Annotated in this window: 12 protein-coding genes; 8 read left to right on the top strand and 4 right to left on the bottom strand. The window is 62.6% G+C overall.

Annotated features, from left to right (window positions below; translation table 11 throughout):
* The first annotated feature begins 87 nt into the window (after positions 1-87).
* The 4 genes from lexA to P9L99_07060 are packed head-to-tail and all read left to right on the top strand — an operon-like array spanning position 88 to position 5,924.
* The gene (gene lexA, locus P9L99_07075; GenBank protein ID MDP8223103.1) at positions 88-723 is read left to right on the top strand and encodes a transcriptional repressor LexA; all 636 of its coding nucleotides are present in this window, start codon (positions 88-90) and stop codon (positions 721-723) included.
* Positions 720-1,367, top strand: coding sequence for a hypothetical protein (locus tag P9L99_07070; GenBank protein ID MDP8223102.1), 648 nt, complete (start codon positions 720-722; stop codon positions 1,365-1,367). Before lexA ends, P9L99_07070 begins: the two co-directional genes overlap by 4 nt.
* A complete protein-coding gene (locus tag P9L99_07065) occupies positions 1,330-2,829 on the top strand; it encodes a DNA polymerase Y family protein (protein ID MDP8223101.1) in 1,500 nt (499 codons plus the stop codon). The genes P9L99_07070 and P9L99_07065 overlap by 38 nt, the downstream gene beginning before the upstream one ends.
* Complete coding sequence (locus tag P9L99_07060; protein MDP8223100.1) at positions 2,826-5,924, top strand: error-prone DNA polymerase; 3,099 nt, start codon at positions 2,826-2,828, stop codon at positions 5,922-5,924. The genes P9L99_07065 and P9L99_07060 overlap by 4 nt, the downstream gene beginning before the upstream one ends.
* A gap of 100 nt (positions 5,925-6,024) precedes the next feature.
* On the opposite strand, the gene P9L99_07055 is transcribed toward P9L99_07060, so the two are convergent.
* On the bottom strand, positions 6,025-7,665 hold the full coding sequence (locus P9L99_07055; GenBank protein MDP8223099.1) for a M14 family metallopeptidase: 1,641 nt from the start codon (positions 7,663-7,665) through the stop codon (positions 6,025-6,027).
* Between the two features lie 144 nt (positions 7,666-7,809).
* A complete protein-coding gene (locus tag P9L99_07050; GenBank protein ID MDP8223098.1) occupies positions 7,810-9,561 on the bottom strand; it encodes a M14 family metallopeptidase in 1,752 nt (583 codons plus the stop codon).
* 441 nt (positions 9,562-10,002) lie between these two features.
* Between P9L99_07050 and P9L99_07045 the strand changes: the two genes are divergently transcribed.
* Entirely contained in the window at positions 10,003-11,193 is a 1,191-nt protein-coding gene (locus P9L99_07045; GenBank protein MDP8223097.1) for a glycosyltransferase family 9 protein, read from the top strand.
* Positions 11,190-12,059, top strand: coding sequence for a class I SAM-dependent methyltransferase (locus tag P9L99_07040; protein MDP8223096.1), 870 nt, complete (start codon positions 11,190-11,192; stop codon positions 12,057-12,059). The genes P9L99_07045 and P9L99_07040 overlap by 4 nt, the downstream gene beginning before the upstream one ends.
* Here the strand turns inward: P9L99_07040 and P9L99_07035 are convergent.
* Both P9L99_07035 and P9L99_07030 read right to left on the bottom strand, forming a co-directional pair.
* Complete coding sequence (locus tag P9L99_07035; protein MDP8223095.1) at positions 12,056-13,867, bottom strand: hypothetical protein; 1,812 nt, start codon at positions 13,865-13,867, stop codon at positions 12,056-12,058. The genes P9L99_07040 and P9L99_07035 overlap by 4 nt on opposite strands.
* A 40-nt stretch (positions 13,868-13,907) precedes the next feature.
* The gene (locus P9L99_07030; GenBank protein MDP8223094.1) at positions 13,908-14,627 is read right to left on the bottom strand and encodes an SDR family NAD(P)-dependent oxidoreductase; all 720 of its coding nucleotides are present in this window, start codon (positions 14,625-14,627) and stop codon (positions 13,908-13,910) included.
* A 286-nt stretch (positions 14,628-14,913) separates the two neighbouring features.
* On the opposite strand from P9L99_07030, the gene P9L99_07025 reads away from it, so the two are divergent.
* Entirely contained in the window at positions 14,914-15,531 is a 618-nt protein-coding gene (locus tag P9L99_07025) for a YbhB/YbcL family Raf kinase inhibitor-like protein (GenBank protein ID MDP8223093.1), read from the top strand.
* Between the two features lie 138 nt (positions 15,532-15,669).
* The coding region (locus tag P9L99_07020) for a S8 family serine peptidase (GenBank protein MDP8223092.1) at positions 15,670-18,393 on the top strand (2,724 nt) is incomplete at its 3' end.

The following is an 18,393-nucleotide window of genomic DNA, read 5'->3' as shown; positions in this document are numbered from 1 at the left end:
AGCCGCGGGATCTTCGAACTCACTTTTTCTTGCAAAGCAGTCATATGACTGCTATAGTATGGGGTGGAAGTCCGGAAGGAGCAGACGATGGCACACACGCCCCCTGGAAAAACCCGCGAAAAAGTTTTCCGCTTTGTGCGGGAGCGAATCTTAAATAGCCGCCCGCCCAGCGTGCGCGAAGTGCAAGAAGCGTTGGGGTTTGCGGCCTATGAATCGGCGCGCCGGCATTTGGAGAACCTCGTGGCCGAAGGGCGGCTGGCGAAGGAACCGGGGCAGTCGCGGCCGTACCGCCTGCCGGGCGACGACCGGCGCGAGGCGACGTTCCTGATCCCCCTGCTCGGGCAGGTGCAAGCCGGGGACTGGACCGCCGCCATCGAGCAGCCGGAGGGGTATCTGCCGCTGTCCTCCCGTGCGCCGCAAGACAGCCTCTTCGCCCTGCGGGTGCGGGGCGAAAGTATGAAAAACGCCGGCATCCTCGAAGGGGATATCGCGGTGGTGCGCCGCCAGCCCACGGCCGAGTCGGGCGAAATCGTGGTAGCGCTCGTGGCCGAGGACGCCACGGTCAAACGCCTGCGCCTACGACGGGGCCGCGTGGAACTGCATCCGGAAAACGAAGCGTTCCCCGTTATCGTGCCGAATCCGGAAGAACTGGCGATTTTGGGCAAGGTCATCGAGGTCCGCCGCTACCTGGAAGACGAGCCCTTGGTGGAGGTGAGCGCATGAGTCAAACCGCTCGCGATCTGCGCCGCCGTTTCGCCCGGCACCTGATTGCGGTGCCTTCCCTGCGCGAGCACGCCCGGCCCGCGGTGCAAACGCCCTTCAGCATCGCCGAGTTCACCGGGCGGCTGACGGAAATTTCCGGTCACGCCGACGGCGCCATGCTGACCTTCGCCTTCGCCCTGGTGCGCGAGGCGCAAAGCGCCGGCGAGGCGGTCGCGTGGCTGACTTTCCCCCACCGTCCTTTTTATCCACCCGACGCAGCCCGCAACGGCATCGACCTGCAATCGCTGGTCGTCGTGTTTTGTCCCGATCCCCGCTCGCTGACCGCCACTGCCGACCGGCTGGCCCGTTCCGGCGCATTCGGCTTGATCGCACTGGACCTCGGCGAGAACGCGAAGGTGCCGATGGCCGCCCTCTCCCGCCTGGCCGGGCTGGCCAAGAAGCACGACGCGGTGCTGCTGTGCCTCACCGACAAAACGGCATCCATGCCCTCGCTGGGCTCGTTGGTGACGGTGCACGTTCGGGCCGAAATCGCGTCTGCCCCCGACGGGCGTTTCCTCTGCCGCCTGCAGGCCGTCAAAGACAAGCGCCGCGGCCCCGGGTGGCGGCATGAGATCACTTGTGATGGACCGCCTGGCTTGTGTTAATTTGCCCGAACTGCCCCTCCAGCTTCTGTTGCGCGAGCATCCGGAATGGCGTGGGTTGCCCGCCGCCGTGGTGGCGCACGACCGCCCGCAGGGCGTGATCCGCTTTGTCAGCCGCGAGGCGCGGGCGCGCGGCATTCTGCCGGGTATGAGTTTCGCCCAAGGCCTGTCGCTGACGGTGGATTTGCGGGCGGCCGTGATGCCCGCGGAAAACGTGCGGGAGGGCGTCACGGATATCGCCCGACGCTTGCGCCGCTTCTCGCCGCTGGTGGAGGCTTCCGGCGACGACCCCGGTCTTTTTTGGTTGGACGCCGCTGGCTTGAACCCGTTGTATCGCTCGGCCTCGCAGTGGGGCCGCCTGCTGGCCGAGGCGGTCGCCGACGCCGGTTTCACGGCCACGGTGGTGATCGGCTACCGGCGCTTCGCCGCCTATGCGGTGGCCAAGGCCGCCGACGAGATGCTGGTGTTCAGGTCTGCCGCCGAAGAAGACGAAGCCATGCGCCGCGTGCCGCTGGATCGTCTGGCGTTGAGCCCCAAGCTGCGCGACACCCTGGCCCGGCTGGGCGTGCAAACGGTCGGCGATTTCGTGCGGCTGCCCGCGGCCGGGTTGCGCCGCCGTTTCGGTGGGGAAGCCAAGGAACTGCACGAACTGGCCACGGACGAAAGCTACGCGCCGCTCCGCGCCGAAACGCCCCGCGAGCCGGTGCGGCGTCTCGTGCAGTTCGAGCCGCCCGACGAGAACGCCATGCGCCTGCTGTTTGTCATCAAGCGGCACTTGCATCCGCTGCTGAACGAATTGGCCCGCCGCGGCCGGGCACTGGCGGAACTGGAGTTGCAATTCACCCTGGAGGACCGAGAGCCGCGCACCGACGTGATCCGCCCCGCCGAACCGACCTTGCGCGAAGCGTTGATCGCGGACCTCATCCGTCTGCGACTGGAGGGCGATCCCCTGGCCGCGCCGGTGAGCGATATTTTGCTGCTCGGGCGCGACGCCGTGGCCGATGAGAAACAACTGCGGATGTTTTTCGACGCCCCCAAGCGCGACCTAGACGCCGGCAACCGCGCCCTGGCCCGCGTGCGGGCCGCGTTGGGCGAGAAGGCGGTGGCGCGCGCCCGGTTGAACGCGGGGCATTTGCCTGAGGCGTGCTTTTCCTGGGAGCCGCTGGAGAAGCTGGAACAGCCGCGGGTCGACGAGGACGCCCCGTTCACCCTGATGCGCCGCATCCTGCAAAAGCCGGTATTGCTGCCGCCGCGCGGTCGCTGGGAGCCCGACGGTTGGGTGCTCAAGGACGCGGGCATGGGGCCGGTGGTGAACATGTGGGGGCCGTATGTTGTCTCGGGCGGCTGGTGGCGTCGCGAGGTTCATCGCCGCTATTACTTCGTGGAAACCCATCGGGGCGACCGCCTGTGGATTTACTACGACGCGAGTCGCCGCCGCTGGTACTGGCAGGGAATCGTGGAATGAGTTACGCGGCCCTGTGGTGCAAGAGCAATTACTCGTTTCTGGAAGGCGCCAGCCACCCGGAGGAGTTGGTCGAAGAGGCGTTGCGACTGGGGCTGAAAGCACTGGCGATCACCGACCGCGACGGCGTGTACGGCATCGTGCGGGCGCACGTGCGGGCGCGCGAACTGGGCATGCGGATCATCATCGGCGCCCAGGTAAGCCTCGAAGACGGCACGATGATCGTATTGCTGGCCGAAAATCGCGCGGGCTACGCCAACCTGTGCCGCCTGCTGACCAAGGGCCGCCTGCGGCATGCGAAGGGCGAGAGTTCGGTCACATGGCGCGAGGTCGCCGCGCACGCCGAAGGGCTGCTGGCGTTGTGGGGCGGCGAGCCGAGCCTGTTGACGGGCGAGGAGGACCCGACCGCCGTCGCCGTTTTGCTGCGCGAAGCGTTTGCCGACCGCTTGTACGCCCTGCACGCCCGTCACCTCTTGGCGGCGGGAAAACAGCGCGAAGCGTTGCTCAAGAGTCGTGCCGAACGTTTCGGAATGCCGCTGGTCGCCGCGCCCGAGGTGCTCTACCACATCACCTCGCGCCGGCCGCTGCAGGACGTGCTCACGTGCATCCGCCACGGCGTGACGCTGCACACCGTCGGCGACCTCACCCGCCCCAACGCCGAGTTCGCCCTGCGTTCGCCCTACATGTTCAACAAGCTCTACGAAGACGACCCCGACGCGGTGCGCCGCACGGAGCAGATCGCCGATCGCTGTACGTTCTCGCTCGACGAGATCCGTTACCGCTATCCCTCCGAGCGCCTGCCTTCCGGCCTGACCTCGACCCAGTGGCTGCGCCAGGTCACCTTCGAGGGCGCGCGCGAGCGCTACGGCTCCGCAACCCCGAAGAACGTCGTGCGTCAACTCGACAAGGAACTGCAGGTCATCGACGAGCTCGATTACGGCGGTTACTTCCTGACGATGTGGGAACTGGTGCGCTTCTGCCGCGAGCACGGCATCCTGTGCCAGGGGCGCGGGTCGGCCGCCAACTCGGCGGTGTGTTTTTGCCTGGGCATCACGGCGATCGACCCGGTGCGGATGAACCTGCTGTTCGAGCGTTTCATCTCCAAGGAGCGGGCCGAGCCGCCGGACATCGACCTGGACATCATGCACGAGCGCCGCGAGGAAGTGATCCAACACATGTACGAAAGGTACGGCCGCGACCACGCCGCCATGGTCGCCAACGTGATCCGCTACCGGGGGCGTTCGGCGGTGCGCGACGTGGGCAAGGCGCTGGGCCTGCCGGAGACCTCGCTGGATCGCCTGGCCAAACTGCAGCACCATTTCGGCGGCGTCGATCCCGAAACCTTTGCCCAGGCCGGCTTCGACATGAACGTGGTCGATCACCAGCACCTGCTGCAACTGACTGACGAAATCCAGAACTTCCCGCGGCACCTTTCGATTCATCCGGGCGGTTTTCTGCTGGGCCACCAGCCGGTGCCCACGTTGGTGCCCATCGAAAACGCCACGATGGAGGGGCGCACCGTCATCCAGTGGGACAAGGAGGACATCGAGGATCTGGGCCTGTTCAAGGTCGACCTGCTCGGCTTGGGCGCGCTGACGCATGTGGACAAGTGCCTGAAGATGCTGCACCGGCATCGGGGCGTGTCGCTGTCGCTGGCGACGATTCCGCCCGACGATCCGCACACCTTCGCCATGCTGCAAAGGGCCGACACGCTGGGCGTGTTTCAGATCGAAAGCCGCGCGCAGATGTCGATGCTGCCGCGCCTGCGGCCGCGCAACTTCTACGACATCGTCATTCAGATCAGCATCATCCGCCCGGGGCCGATCACCGGCGGCATGGTGCACCCCTACTTGCGGCGGCGGCGGGGTGAGGAGCCGGTCGATTATCCGCATGAGTCGCTGCGGCCGGTGTTGGAAAAGACGCTGGGGATTCCGCTTTTCCAGGAGCAGGTGATGAAGCTGGCGGTCGTCGCCGCCGACTACACGCCGGGCGAGGCCGACCAACTGCGCCGCGACATGGCGGCCTGGCGGCGTTCGGGTCGCATCAACCGTCACCGCGAGCGGCTGATTTCGCGCATGATCGCCAAGGGCATCGCGCGTGAATTCGCCGAACGGGTTTTCGAGCAGATCCAGGGCTTCGGCGAGTACGGCTTTCCCGAAAGCCATGCGGCGAGTTTTGCGATCATCAGCTACGCCACCGCCTGGCTGAAGTGCCATTACCCCGCCGAGTTCTACGGCAGCCTGCTCAACGCCCAGCCGATGGGCTTTTACATGCCCGCAACGATCATCGATGCCGCCAAACGCGCGGGTGTCGAGATGCGGCCGGTCGATATCCTGCAAAGCCGGTGGGATTGCACCCTCGAACCGGCGGCGCCGCGCGAGGGCAAGCAGCGTTTCGCCGTGCGCATCGGTTTGCGCTACGTCAAAGGCCTGGGCGCGGGACATTGGGAGAAAATCGACACGGCCCGTCGCGCCAAACCTTTCGCGTCGGTGAAGGATTTCGCCCAGCGCACGGGTCTGAACGAGAAGCATGTCGGCGATCTGGCCCAGGCCGGCGCGTTCGTCGCGTTCGGGGAAGACCGGCGGCAGGCCCTATGGGACGGGCTGGATGTGGCCCGCACGCCGCCGACGCCGCTGCCGACTCTCTCGGCGGAGTCGCCACAACGCTTTGCGCGCCTGAGCGAGTTGGAAGTCGTCGACTGGGATTATCGCCTCACCGGGCACAGCACGCGGCGTCATCCGCTGGCGCTGGTGCGCGACTCGCTGACGCACCTGAAGCTGCCGACCGCGCGGGAACTCAACGCGCGCCCGCACGACACGCCGGCGCGCTTCGCCGGGTTCATCATCTGCCGCCAGCGCCCCTCGACGGCCAAGGGCACGACGTTTTTGACCATGGAAGACGAGACCGGATTCGTGAACGTGATTGTCTGGCCCAAGGTTTTCGAGCGCTATTCTCTGCTGCTGAAAACACGCACCTTCCTGGGCGTCGCGGGTCGCCTGCAGTCGGAGGAAGGCGTGGTGCACCTGGTGGCCCAGGCGGTGTTCGTACCCCACCTCCGCGTTGACGAGCCCGGCGTCCGCAGCCGCGATTTTCACTGAGCGCCGCTCGGCACACGAGGCGCGCTGAGTCCCGCCGCCGGCTCGCGGTAAAAAAAAGGGCGCCGATCGGCGCCCGGTTGGTCAGTTTGTTAACAGGGGATCAGCAGCCGCAGCCACCGTCATCGTCGTCGTCATCGTCATCATCGGCGTCGGCGTCGTCATTGCCGGCGGCATCGTCGTCACCGGCGGTGTCGTCATCGGCGGCCGTATCGTCGTCGATTGCGTCGTCGTCACTCACATCGTCATCGGTGGAGCCGGGAATCGTGACCGCAATCGGGTCGAATTCCACGTCGTTATTGTTCGTGCCCTTGAAGGTCAGCAGGTATTCGTAGGACGCGCCGGGTTCCACGTTTTCATCCACGAACAGGTAGTCGCCCTTGTCGGTTTGGATGAGGCCGTCATGCAGGGGTTCGAAATTGCCGCTGCCCTCGTCGGCGCGCAGCAGTTTGTATCCCTTGGCGTTGGTTTCCACGAGCGTCGCCCATTCCACAGTCACGGCGTCTTCGGTGGCCTCGGCGGTCAACTTCCAAGGATCAGTCGCCAAGATGAGGCTCGGTTCGCGGGTGTAGTTGAGCATGATGCGCAGCGCGTTCCAGCCGCGCGGGAGTTCGGTTTCCATGATGCTCGGCGGCGGATAGAAGCCGGTGATGTCGTACTGGCTCGGCGCCATTTCCCACGTGAATGACACGATGCCCAGTTCGCCGTAGGACCAATCGGTGGTGTCGCCGGTGGTCCGATACAGGCTGGACGCCTGGCCCGGCGAGTATTTGAGGATGCTCGCCATGTATTCGGCCATCGTCTTGTGCGTCAGGAAGTCGATTTGGTCGTCGATGTGTTGGCTCTGGTTTCCCCACGGATACAGCACGAGCTTCGCGTGGGTGTGCAGCGTCAGCAAAGTGCGAACGTTCTCGTGAGCGCGGGTGAAATCCCGCAAGGCGCGGCTTTCCGGCTCGGAAAAGGCTTCGGCGCCTCGGTAGGTGTCGGCGCACGGCGACGCGGAAGAGCCCACTCCACCCCAGAGGTAACCGTAGTTGCGATTCAGGTCAACGCCCCGGCACGACGAACCTTCGTTGACGCGGCGGTTCTTCCGCCACATGCGAAAATTGCCGGTGGCATGGTCGTATTCGCCGCCGTCCGGATTAAGTGTCGGTATGACAAAAATCTCGCGATTCTCAACGTAGTACGTGATCTCTTCGTCTACGCCGTAGCCCTCCACAAGCTGTTGGGCGGCGTAGAGCGCCATCTCGGGAGTCAGGATTTCCCGCGCGTGGTGCAGGGCCACAACGATAATCGCCGATTCATCCAGTTCGTCTTGCAGCGGATTGTCGCTGATCTTGAGACACCAAAGATCCTGACCTCCGATGCTCTGGCCGATGGTGTAAAGGTCGGTGATTTCCGGATACGTGGCCGCCATTTCCTGGACGGCCTCCACCTGCTCCTGGTAGTCGTGATACGGGCCGTAGTTGGGCGGCATCGTATCTTTGCTTTCCAAGGGCTCGACGATAATGCCGAGGCGTTCGATTTGCGGGATTTGCTTTTTCGGCACCCAGGCGGCGACCCACCCGGCCTCGAGGTTCACGTAATCGATGGCAAAGCCCATGTCGGCGACGATGTCGCGTTCGGTCACGTCACGGGTGTTGATGCGCACGAATTCACGTTCCGCGAAGAAGTCCTGGGCAGTCGCAACCGTCGTCCCGAGCAAAAGCAGCGAGAGGGTAAGCAATACAATAGCGCGTTTCACGGTAGCACTCCTTTGTTAAACAGCAGTCGGCCGCCGATTCCTAGCGAAAGGGCAGCCGACCCGAAAGCATCCAAAATTTCTCACAAAGAGCCCGTACATGCAAGCCGCCGGTCATCACCGGTGCACCTCATATGGCGGGCCGTATTAAGAACAGCCGCCGCTGTCGTTATCGTCATCATCGTCACCGGCAGTGGTGTCGTCATCGTCGGCGGTGTCATCGTCATCGTTATTGTCGTCGTCGTTATCATCATCGTCGTCGTCGTCATCGTCGTCATCACCGGCGGTATCGTCATCGCCGGCGGTGTCATCGTCGGTGGTCGTATCGTCGTCGGTTGTCGTGTCGTCATCGCCAACAGTGTCATTGTCATCGTTATTGTCGTCGTTATTGTCGTCGTCGTCATCGTCGCCGAAAGGCGGCGTGGTAACCATCAAGGGTCCGAAATCCAGATCGTTGGCGCCCAGCCCCTCGAAGTGAACGACGTAGTAGTAATCGGTTTCCGGTTCGATCGCGTCGTCGAGATACGAGTATTGCTCTTGGTTCGGCGTAATGAAGGTCGGCGTGATCGCGTCGAAGGGTCCGGTCTCGGACAATCCGCGCAGCACCTTCCAGCCGCGGGGTTGGTTCTCGCGCACGCTGGCCCATTCGAGCAGCACGGTGTCTTCGTCCACCGTGGCGCGCAGGCGCCAGAGGTCGGTGGCCATGACTTTCGGCGGGTCTGCGGTGAAGCCCAGCAAGATTTTGAAGGCTTCGAAATTGTCGACATTCGCCGGTTCGATGAAGCTCTCCGGCGGATAGAAATCATACCAGCCATAGGAGCCGGGCGAGAGCTCGAAGGTGAAGCTGATGATGCCCAGATCGCCGTAGGCCCAGTCAGTAGTGTCGCCGTTGGTGGGATACAACTGGGCGGCTTGTTGGGGCGTATAGCCGTTTTCGGCCGCCATCAATTGCGCCAGCTTCACGTGCGCCTGTTGATCGATTTCGTTGCCGATCGGCGAGTACGTGTAGCCCCAGGGGTAGAGAATCAACTCGCTATAAGTGTGCAGGGTGATCAGCGTGTTGATGTTCGCGTGGGCCTGTACGAAATCGCGGAAAGCCTGTGTTTCGGGTTCCGAGAACGCCGCCGCGCCCCGGTAGGTATCGTCACAGGGGTACGGCGAAGCGCCACTGCCGCCCCATTCGTAGCCATAGTTCCGATTTAGGTCGACGCCCCGGCACTCCGAGCCCTCGTTGACGCGACGATTCTTGCGCCAGTAGTGGAAATCGTCGTCCCGCTGATCCCATTCCGTGCCGTCCGGATTCACGTTCGGGCAAAGGAATATTTCGCGGTTGTCGATCCAGAAGGTCAACTGCTCGTCCACGCCGTAGCCTTCGACAAGCTGCTGCGCCGCATACAGCAGCGGCTCACCCGAAAGAATCTCCCGCGCGTGATGATTCGCCACGATCACCATTGCCGCCTCATCCATTTCGTCGACCAGCGGGTTATCGCTGATCTTCAGGCACCACAGGAAGCGCTCTTCCAAGGACGAGCCGATGGTGTAGAAATCGGTGATTTCGGGCGCGCCGTTGGCCAGTTGCTGCAGGAAATCAATCTGCTCGGCGTAGTCGTGGTAATCCTCGTAACCCGAAGGCATGGCCTCGGCGAGTTCGAGGCGGTCAAACGCGAAGCCCATTTCTGTCAGGCGCGCGATTTTTTTCTGCGGCAACCAAGCGCGAACCCAGCCGGCCTCGAGGTCGACGGTGTCAATTGCCACGCCCAACTGCGACACGGCCGCGCGGTCGTATACATCGTGGGTGTAGATTTGCAGAAATTCCTCGTCGCCTTGAAAATCGGCCGCCCAGGCGACGGCACCGACCAAAACAAAGGTAACGACCAACAAAGCCGTATGCTTTTTCACTCTTGATGCTCCTTTCGGACGCTCGCGGCACCGAACCTTTCCGGTCTACGCCGCGCCCGGCGAACGGGTGAGGATCGCACAAAACCCTCTTTACCGCAATGTATGGTAAGGGCTTGCCCGACATGTGCAAGCCAATTGATACCGCCTATCAGTAACCATTCCCACTGTTTTTTAATGTAAGGCCCGACGCTGCGCCGCGACCAATCAATAGGGAACAGACGGAGGCCAATTAACGGTAACAAACGTTGCCTCCCTTTCAACCTCCCATCCGAGGAGACCTCCCTCTCCTCAACTAGGCCTCATCCTATCCTCACCTGACGCGGGTTCCCTCTTGGGAACCCGCACTGCTTTTAAAGGCCCGCCGCGAAATCCTCGTCTACGTTGACTTCCGATCCGGTTGCCGTATTCTGGCGTTTCACCCCTTTCGACAAGGCATGATGGATGGCGTCGTCCTACGCAACCGTCAAGAAGATCGATCACCTCGTGGGCCTGCCGTTGTGCGTGCTGCTGTCGTTTCTTTACGGCCTGCGCAACCTGATATTCGGCCGTCCCCGACCGCCGCGCCCGCCGCGACGCGTGTTGCTGATCAAGTTTTTCGGCATGGGCAGCATCGGCTATTCGACGGTGATCGCGCGGGATCTCAAACGTGAGTTCCCAGAGGTTCACCTGACGCTGTTGACCTTTGCGGAGAACCAATCATTCGCCCGTTTTCTCGGCGTGTTCGACGCAGTGGAAGGCATCGATCGCAACCGCCCCCTGTCGTTTGTGATCCAGACGCTCGGCACGTTTTTGCGGCACCTGCGCCGGCCCTATGACGTGGTGATCGACCTGGAGTTCTTTTCGAAATACACGACGATTCACACCGCGTTGACACGCGCCCCCCAGCGCATCGGCTTTTACGGGTACGGTTTCTGGCGGCGGCACATCTATACCGATCACAGCTTCTTCAATATCGCCAAGCACGTGCGGGGAATCTACGGCCTGGTCGCCAAAGTCGCCGGCGCGGAGTCATCGGAGGAAATGCCGGTTTCCGTCAAGCCGACCGATGAGCATTTGGCCGCCGTCGACCAAAAACTGCGAGACTTCGGTTGGGACGGCAAGCGGACGCTGGTTGGCGTCAACGTCAACGCCAGCGACCTCGCCCTCGGACGACGCTGGCCGGTGGAGCGCTTCGCGGAACTGGTCGACGATTTGGCCGCCGACGGCTGTTTCGTGTGCCTGACCGGCGCGCCCGGCGAGCGCGATTTCGTCGCCGAATGCTTCGATCGCCTGCAGCCCGCATCGCAACGAGCCGTCGTCAATGCCGCCGGTGAATTATCGTTGTTCGAATTCATCGCGCTGCTGTGCCGGCTGCGGCTTTTTATCACGAACGATTCCGGGCCGATGATCCTGGCCGTGCTCGCCGATTGTCCCAGTGTCTCGCTCTGGGGGCCGGGCGATCCCTTGATGTTCGGCGGCGCGGCGCCTCGTCACACGTACTTGTATTCCGGGTATCCGTGCAGCCCGTGCATGTACGTGCCGATGACCGACGCCGGGTATTTCTGCAACCACGAATTCCCCTGTGTCCCGACCATCACGCTGGATCAAGTGCGCGACGAAGTGCGCCGCCGGTTGGCGGAGGCCGACGCATGAGCCCAGCCTGCCCGGTGTGCGGCGACCGTCGCCTCGAGCACCGCTGGCATGTCGCCCGCGTGCCTTTTCGCGGCTGCCGTCGTTGCGGCGCCGTATTCGCGGCGGGCGATTTCGACGCCGATTTCTGGACCGCGTACTACAACGACGACTACCACCGCGAACGGGGCCACGGCGAGGAAGACCCGGGCATCGCGGTGGCCAAGCGCCGATCTTTTGCGCGATTCCTTTCCCACCTGCCCGCACCGGCGACACGCGGCGCGTCGCGGTTGCTGGAAGTGGGTTGCGGCACCGGCGACGCCGTGGGTGCGGCGCTGGATCTCGGATTCGATGCGACCGGTGTGGATGTATCGGCGCAGGCCGTGGATCGTGCGCGCCGGCGTTTTCCCGATGGGGACTTTCGCGCCGCTCGTCTCGAAGAAGTGGATTTGCCGCCCGGTTCCTTTGACGCCGCCTGCCTATTCGACATGATCGAGCATGTGCCCGAGCCGCATCCGTTCGCGGCGCGTCTGGCGGACCTACTCGTTCCCGGCGGGCGCTTGCTCGTCGTCACGCCGAACGTGGCGTCGCTTTCGGCGCGCTGCCTGGGCCCGCACTGGTTCCACACCTTTCCGGAACACGTGCTGCTGCACACACCGCTATCCCTGGCGATTCTTTTCGAAACGCACAGCTTGCGCGTGATTCGGCGGCGTTTTGCGTGGAAACACGTCACGCCGGAGATGCTGATGCGGCACGCCGAACTGTTCGGCCACATTTTCGGCGGCGGGCTCATCAGCGGATTGCGCAAACTCCTGCCGCCGGGGCTGCGCGGCCTCGCCTTCCCCTTCAACGTGGGCGAAATGCTCGTCTTGTTCGAAAAAAAGGGTTAGTTCAACACAAGGTAGTCGATGCGGAATTCCGCGTCCTCGGCGCGTTCGATCTCCAGTTCGAACAACCGCGCCGCCACGGGGTAGGCGAATTGCAACGAGTACACGCCGCCCTTGATCGGGCCGTCCGCATGGGCCAGCAGCTGTTGTTTCGTTCGTGTTTCCTCGTCGACCTGCAACAGGCTCAATTGCGGCGGCGGTCCCTTGCGCGCGGTGAGTTTCACGTACGCGCCTTTCAGGAGCGTCGATTCGGCGAATGCGAGACGAATGTGCTGCTGCGTGGCGCGACAAGCCGCGTTATCGGGCGCGCATTTCACGGTGCGGCAGGTGTAGCGCGGCGGTCGCTTGCCGTGCGCTAACCCGGGAAGCGAGCAGCTCATGCCCGGGCTGTTCCAGACATGCCATAGGTTCGGGGTTTGGTCGGCGACAGCTTCCGCGGGCTGATAATAAGCGAGTTCCTGCTCTAAGCCGACGTACGCCCGCAGGTATCCCACGTGCCCGTGCCACATCCAACCGGCGAGCACGGCAAGCGCCAACAGATACACGCCGGGGCGTTTTCCGGCCAGCGCCGTTTGGGCCACGCCGCGCAACACGGCGTAGGTCACGACGGTCATCGACATCGCCATGAGGAAATACAGCACGCGGCCCATCAACCGGAATTGCATATAGGAAATCTGGCGCATCACCAGGAACCACGCCAAACTGCCGATCACCAGGCAGGCGAACCACGGCAAGACGCCGCGCGGCCGTTTTCGCCAGAGCGCCAGCGTCGCCGCAGCCGCGACCACCGGCAGGGCGAACGCGCCGCCGAGGTAGCCGCGGTACCGCCCGTAGGCTTCAATCAGGTAGGTCAGGTATCCCATCTGCGGAAGCTCGCCCGCCTTGCCGCCGGTATTGGCCATGCGATACGCCGCCGCGCCGAATAGGTCGTTCAAAGCGTCGGTCAACGAACCGAAGTGCCACACGTTTTGGGCGAAGTGCAGCACGAACGCCAACGGTCCGGCGGCCGCCACGAGCAAGAACCAAGGCCACGCGCTGCGTCGTTCGTGTAGGAAATAGAATCCGGCGATGACGCCCAGGGTCAGCAGTTGGTATTCGAACGCGTAGGTCCCTTGCCAGAACGCCGCCGCGAACGCGATCACCGCGCCGAGGCGTTCGCGCCCGCGCACTATCATGGCCAGCCCCAACCACAACAAGGCTTGCTGCGGCACGTGAAAGCCGAACTCGTGCAAGCCGTCGGCACCGTCCCAGAACAGCGGATGCAGAATCAGGCACGCGACGCCGACGATGGCGAATAGTTCGCCGTAAAGCATGCGAAGCGCCCAGGCGAAGGCAAACAAACCCAACACGGCGAGCAGGATCGGAAAGAGCCGCAATCCGTGTACGGTTTGCACGCCGAGGCGTCCGAGCAGCGCATAGGTCAGTTCGCAAAGCGGCGGATAATGCGTGTAAGTAAACGGCTTGAAGAACAGGTCCCGCGCCTCGGACGATTGATTTGTGTGCCAGCGGTACATCGGCAGGAATCCGGACGAGACGATGCCGGGGCCGCGATCCCACTCGGCAGCAGCGATGAAGACGTTACGCTCGGAAAAGCCGTCGCCACGCAGCAAGAGCGCGTTGTTGGTGTACGGCAAGGTGTTGCGAACAAGCAGCAGCGCGCCCGCCACGAGCGCCAACAAGGCCGTGACGGCTAGGAAGATCGTCCGCCGACGCTTCTCCAGCGCCGCCGCGATCCGCCCTGCCGCCTCGTCGGATCGGCGGTCTTGTTCGGTGTGCTCGGTGTTCATGTGTTGCGGGCGATTGTATGCCATGGGCTAAACCGCTGTCACCCGGTCTGCGTAACGCCCCAGTTTATTTGATGAGCCGGCGGTATAGGCCGGGCGGCACGAGTTGCGCCACAGTCATCGCCAGCCGAATGGGAAGAGGAAAATTGATCGTCAGCTTGCCCTGGTGAACGCCGTCGAGAATCTCGCGCGCCGCGTGGTCGGTCTCCAAAATGAACGGCAGCTTGTCCTTCGCCCCTTTGTTCATCGGCGTGGCCACAAAGCCCGGGTGCACGAGGACGAACTCGACGCCCTTCTTTCCGTAGGTCAAACGCATCGACTCAATGGCCGAGGTCAGCGCCGCCTTGCTCGCCCCGTAAACGCCGGCCCGCGGCAAGGCGCGAAACGCTCCCAGGCTCGAAATGACCACGAGTTTCCCGTGTCCCCGCGCGGCCATGGCTTTGAACAAGGGCTCGACGAAGTTCAACACGCCGAAGTAATTCGTGTCGAATATTCGCCGATGCTGTTCGGTCGAGGGCCCGTCCGGGGCGTCAAACTCGCCGATTCCGGCGTTGAGGATGGCAATATCGGGCAGGTTCGGCAGTTGTTCGCATATTTCGCGCGCGCGCGCCGCATCGCATACGTCACCCGGGAAGGCGCGAAAGTAATCGGGAAACATTTCGGAAAACGCGGCGAGTTTCTCGGCTCGCCGAGCGACGCCGTACACCGTGTGCTTCGCTTGGCACAACTTCCGCGCCATCGACTCGCCGAGACCCGAAGTCGTACCGGTGATCAAATAAGTGCTCATATTGAATTCCTCTACGCGTCTTGCGATTGTGCCGACCCTGGGGGCCCGGATTTTTTATCGTGTGCGTGGAACCTTGCCGCAACCGCAGCAGAATGGCAACACCACCATCGCGCACAACTATTTTCCATGACGATTGCTCTATTTATATCGACTACTTGTATATTATTATATCAAGTAAATTATCATGGTTTTGATTCTTCGTTTTCCCCTTGAGACCGGTGGCCAAATGGTTATCCTTGGGACATACATCAAGCCTGTGTTCCATTTGTGTCGAAGGGGGATGGACATGAGACGCCCAAGTCGCAGTTCCTATTGGGGACTAACGTTAGCCCTGTTACTCGTTTCCGTTTTGGCCTTCATGGCTTGTTCCTCGGGCGATGATGACGATGACGCAGCCGACGACGACGATGACAACGACAATGACGACGTGCCCAACGCCTTTGCGCTGACTTCCACCGCGTTTGGCGACGACGGAGATATTCCCGTCAAGCACGTTTGCACGAACCAAGACGGGGAAAACCTCTCGCCGGCGTTCTCATGGTCGAATGCGCCTGAAGAAACGGCCGCTTTCGCCATCACATGCCGCGATTTGGACGGTCCGGAGGGTATCGTCGTGCACTGGGGGTTGGTCAATTTTCCGGCCGATACGACATCGCTGGATGAGGGCGTGACCAACGCCAACAAGCCGGCGGGCTCATGGCATACGGCGAGTTACTGCGGCAACCCGCGTTACGACGGCCCCTGCCCGCCGAGTCGGCATCGCTATGAATTTACGCTGCATGCGCTTAGCGAAACGATGCCCGATCCCGGCAATACGCCGGAACTGGCGGAAATCGAGGACGAAATCTCCGCCAACACGTTGGCGACGGCGAAAATCCTCGGGTATTTCCCCGCCGCGGACTAGTTCGCCGGCCCTTCTTTCGGCCGCAATCGACAAATTGCGCCGCCGGGACAATTCAGCTATATTTGTTCGTCGGTTTTGAGGTCTCTTGAGGTCCTGTGCACTTTCGCTGCGGGACTTGGAGGAAGTGAGAGGAATACCATGTACCGTTTCATTATCGTTCTAAGCACAACGTTGGTGCTGCTCCTGGCCGGCGTGGCGCAAGCCGCGTGGGTCGACCCGGGACTCGAGCAAGAGATTGCCGAGGTCGGGCAACAAGAGTGGGTGAACGTCTACGTTACGTTGAAAGATCAGGTGAATCTGCGAGCTCTTGACGCCGAGATGGACGCCATCGGCGCCGGACGGGCGTTACGGCACTATGAAGTGATTACCCGCTTGCAAGATTTAGCGGCCGAAAGCCAGGAAATGTTCCTGGCCGAACTTCGCACCGCTAAACAGCAGCGCGTGATTAACCACATCAAGCCCTTCTGGATTTCCAATTCCGTGGCGCTGACGATCAAACCGTCCTACTTGCCGCAACTGGCTAAGCATCCGGACGTGTTGTCGGTGTACCTTGATTACCCGATCGGACTGATCGAGCCGGTCGCCACCGGCGACCCGCAACCGGCCACCACCGGCAAGGGCATCGAAAACGGCGTCGTCAACACACGCGCCCCCGAATTGTGGGCCCTGGGCATCGACGGTACCGGCGCCCTGGCCTGCGACCAAGATACGGGCGCTGACGGATCGCACCCGGCCTTCGCGGACCGGTGGCGGGGCTTGGACCCGGGCGTCGACCCCGGCCACGCTTGGTTTGATCCGCTCGAACATGAAACTTTCCCGACGGAGTCGGGTTGGAATACGCACGGCACGCACACCTTGGGCACGATGATCGGTGATGACGGCGGCGACAACCAGATTGGTGTCGCGCCGGGCGCCAAGTGGATCGGCGCGAAAACGATTGATACCGGCGGCGACATTTTCTCCGACGCCGTGGCCGGGTTCCAATGGATGGCCGATCCCGACGGCAACCCCGGAACCATCGAAGACGTTCCCGACGTCGTCAACAATTCCTGGGGCCTGCACCCCGGGTACTACGGTTCCTGTCTTGACGACTTCAACGCCTCGATCGACGCCGCCGAAGCCGCGGGGGTCGTGGTCGTGTTCGCCGCGGGCAACGAAGGCCCCGGCAGCCAGTCGCTGCGTTCGCCCGGCAACCGGATCGCGTCGGATTACAACGTGTTTTCCATTGCCGCGCTGAACCAAGACGGTGTGAGCGCCGCGAGCTTCTCCAGTCGCGGTCCCTCCGATTGCGACGGCTCGACGATCAAACCGGAAGTTTCCGCCGTGGGCGTCGACGTACGCAGCTCGCAGCCGGGCAACACGTACGCCACGATGAGCGGCACCTCGATGGCCACGCCGCACGTGGCGGGCACGGTGTTGCTGCTTCGCCAAGCCTTCCCCGACGCGACGCCGGATCAGATCAAGGAAGCGCTGTACATGACGGCGGTCGACTTGGGCGATCCGGGTGAGGACAACACGTTCGGCATGGGCCGGATCGACGTGGTCGAGGCGCACGCGTACCTGATGGTCACGATGGTCAATTCGGATGGTAAAGTCCGCATCACGCCGGAGCGCGATTACAGTTGCAGTGACGAAATCGTCATTCGCGTACTCGATGAAGACCTGGTGGACCCCAGCATTTCGATTAATGTTGCCAGCACGAGTTCACCGAGCGGCATGCCGTTCACGCTGGACCTTACCGATAGCGCGGGCGTGTACGAAGGTACCCTCCCGACGGCCACGATCAACACACCGGGCTACCTCTACGTGCATCACGGCGACACGGTGACAGCCACGTACATTGACGCCGACGACGGCAACGGCAATTTCAATGTCGTGAAGACGGCGGAAGTCGTCACCGATTGTCAGCCGCCGGTGTTCGCAGGTCTGACCGGCGCCACCGCCGGCGACTACCAAGTCGAACTGACCTGGGATCCGGCGACCGACGACAACGCGATCGTTTACAACGTGTACCGCGCCGAGACTTCCGGCGGCTATAACTGGAGCGTGCCGCACGTGGTAGCCAGCGCGTCGCCCTTCATCGATGAAGGCGCGCAAAACAACAACACGTATTACTACGTCGTACGCGCCGTCGATGTGCTGGGCAACGAGGAAGACAACCTGGTCGAGCTTTCCGCGACGCCTTTTGGCCCCAACCGTCTCCTGTCGGAAGATTGGGAAGCCGGTGATGTGTTCGCCGATTGGGAAATCATCAACGAGGGTTGCTCGGGCACGTGGCGCATCGAGACGGCGGGATTCAGCCCCTACTTCGACAATCAATACATTATCGCCGATTGCTCCGACTGCATGTTCGGCAGCATGAACGAGTTCCTCATTTCGCCGGTGATCGACACGCGGCACTACATGGACCTGGAATTGCGCTACTCCCACGACTTCGACATGGACAGCCTGCCGATGTGGGAGAAGGCCGAAGTCCATTACACGATCGACGGCGGCGCGTCGTGGGTCCAGCTCGTACGCTACTGGGAAGATGCAAGCGGCGACGAAGTGCTGGTCATGCCGGCTGAAACCGAAAACGTCGGTGATCTGCAGATACGTTTCCACTACGACGCGAACGTGTTGTTCGGCGACTCCTGGGGCATCGACGACATCGAGATCGTTGCCTGGCCCGACGGGACCGGCGACGATGACGATGATGACGACGATAACGATGACACGACCGACGACGACACCACCGACGACGACACCACCGACGACGACACCACCGACGACGACACCACCGACGACGACACCACCGACGACGACACCACCGATGACGACACCATCGACGATGACACGGTGGAGCGGAACGACGATGAGGAA

Origin of the sequence: Candidatus Lernaella stagnicola, assembly GCA_030765525.1 — a bacterium.
GTDB lineage: Bacteria > Lernaellota > Lernaellaia > Lernaellales > Lernaellaceae > Lernaella > Lernaella stagnicola.
This window is presented reverse-complemented; position numbering and strand designations above follow the sequence as displayed.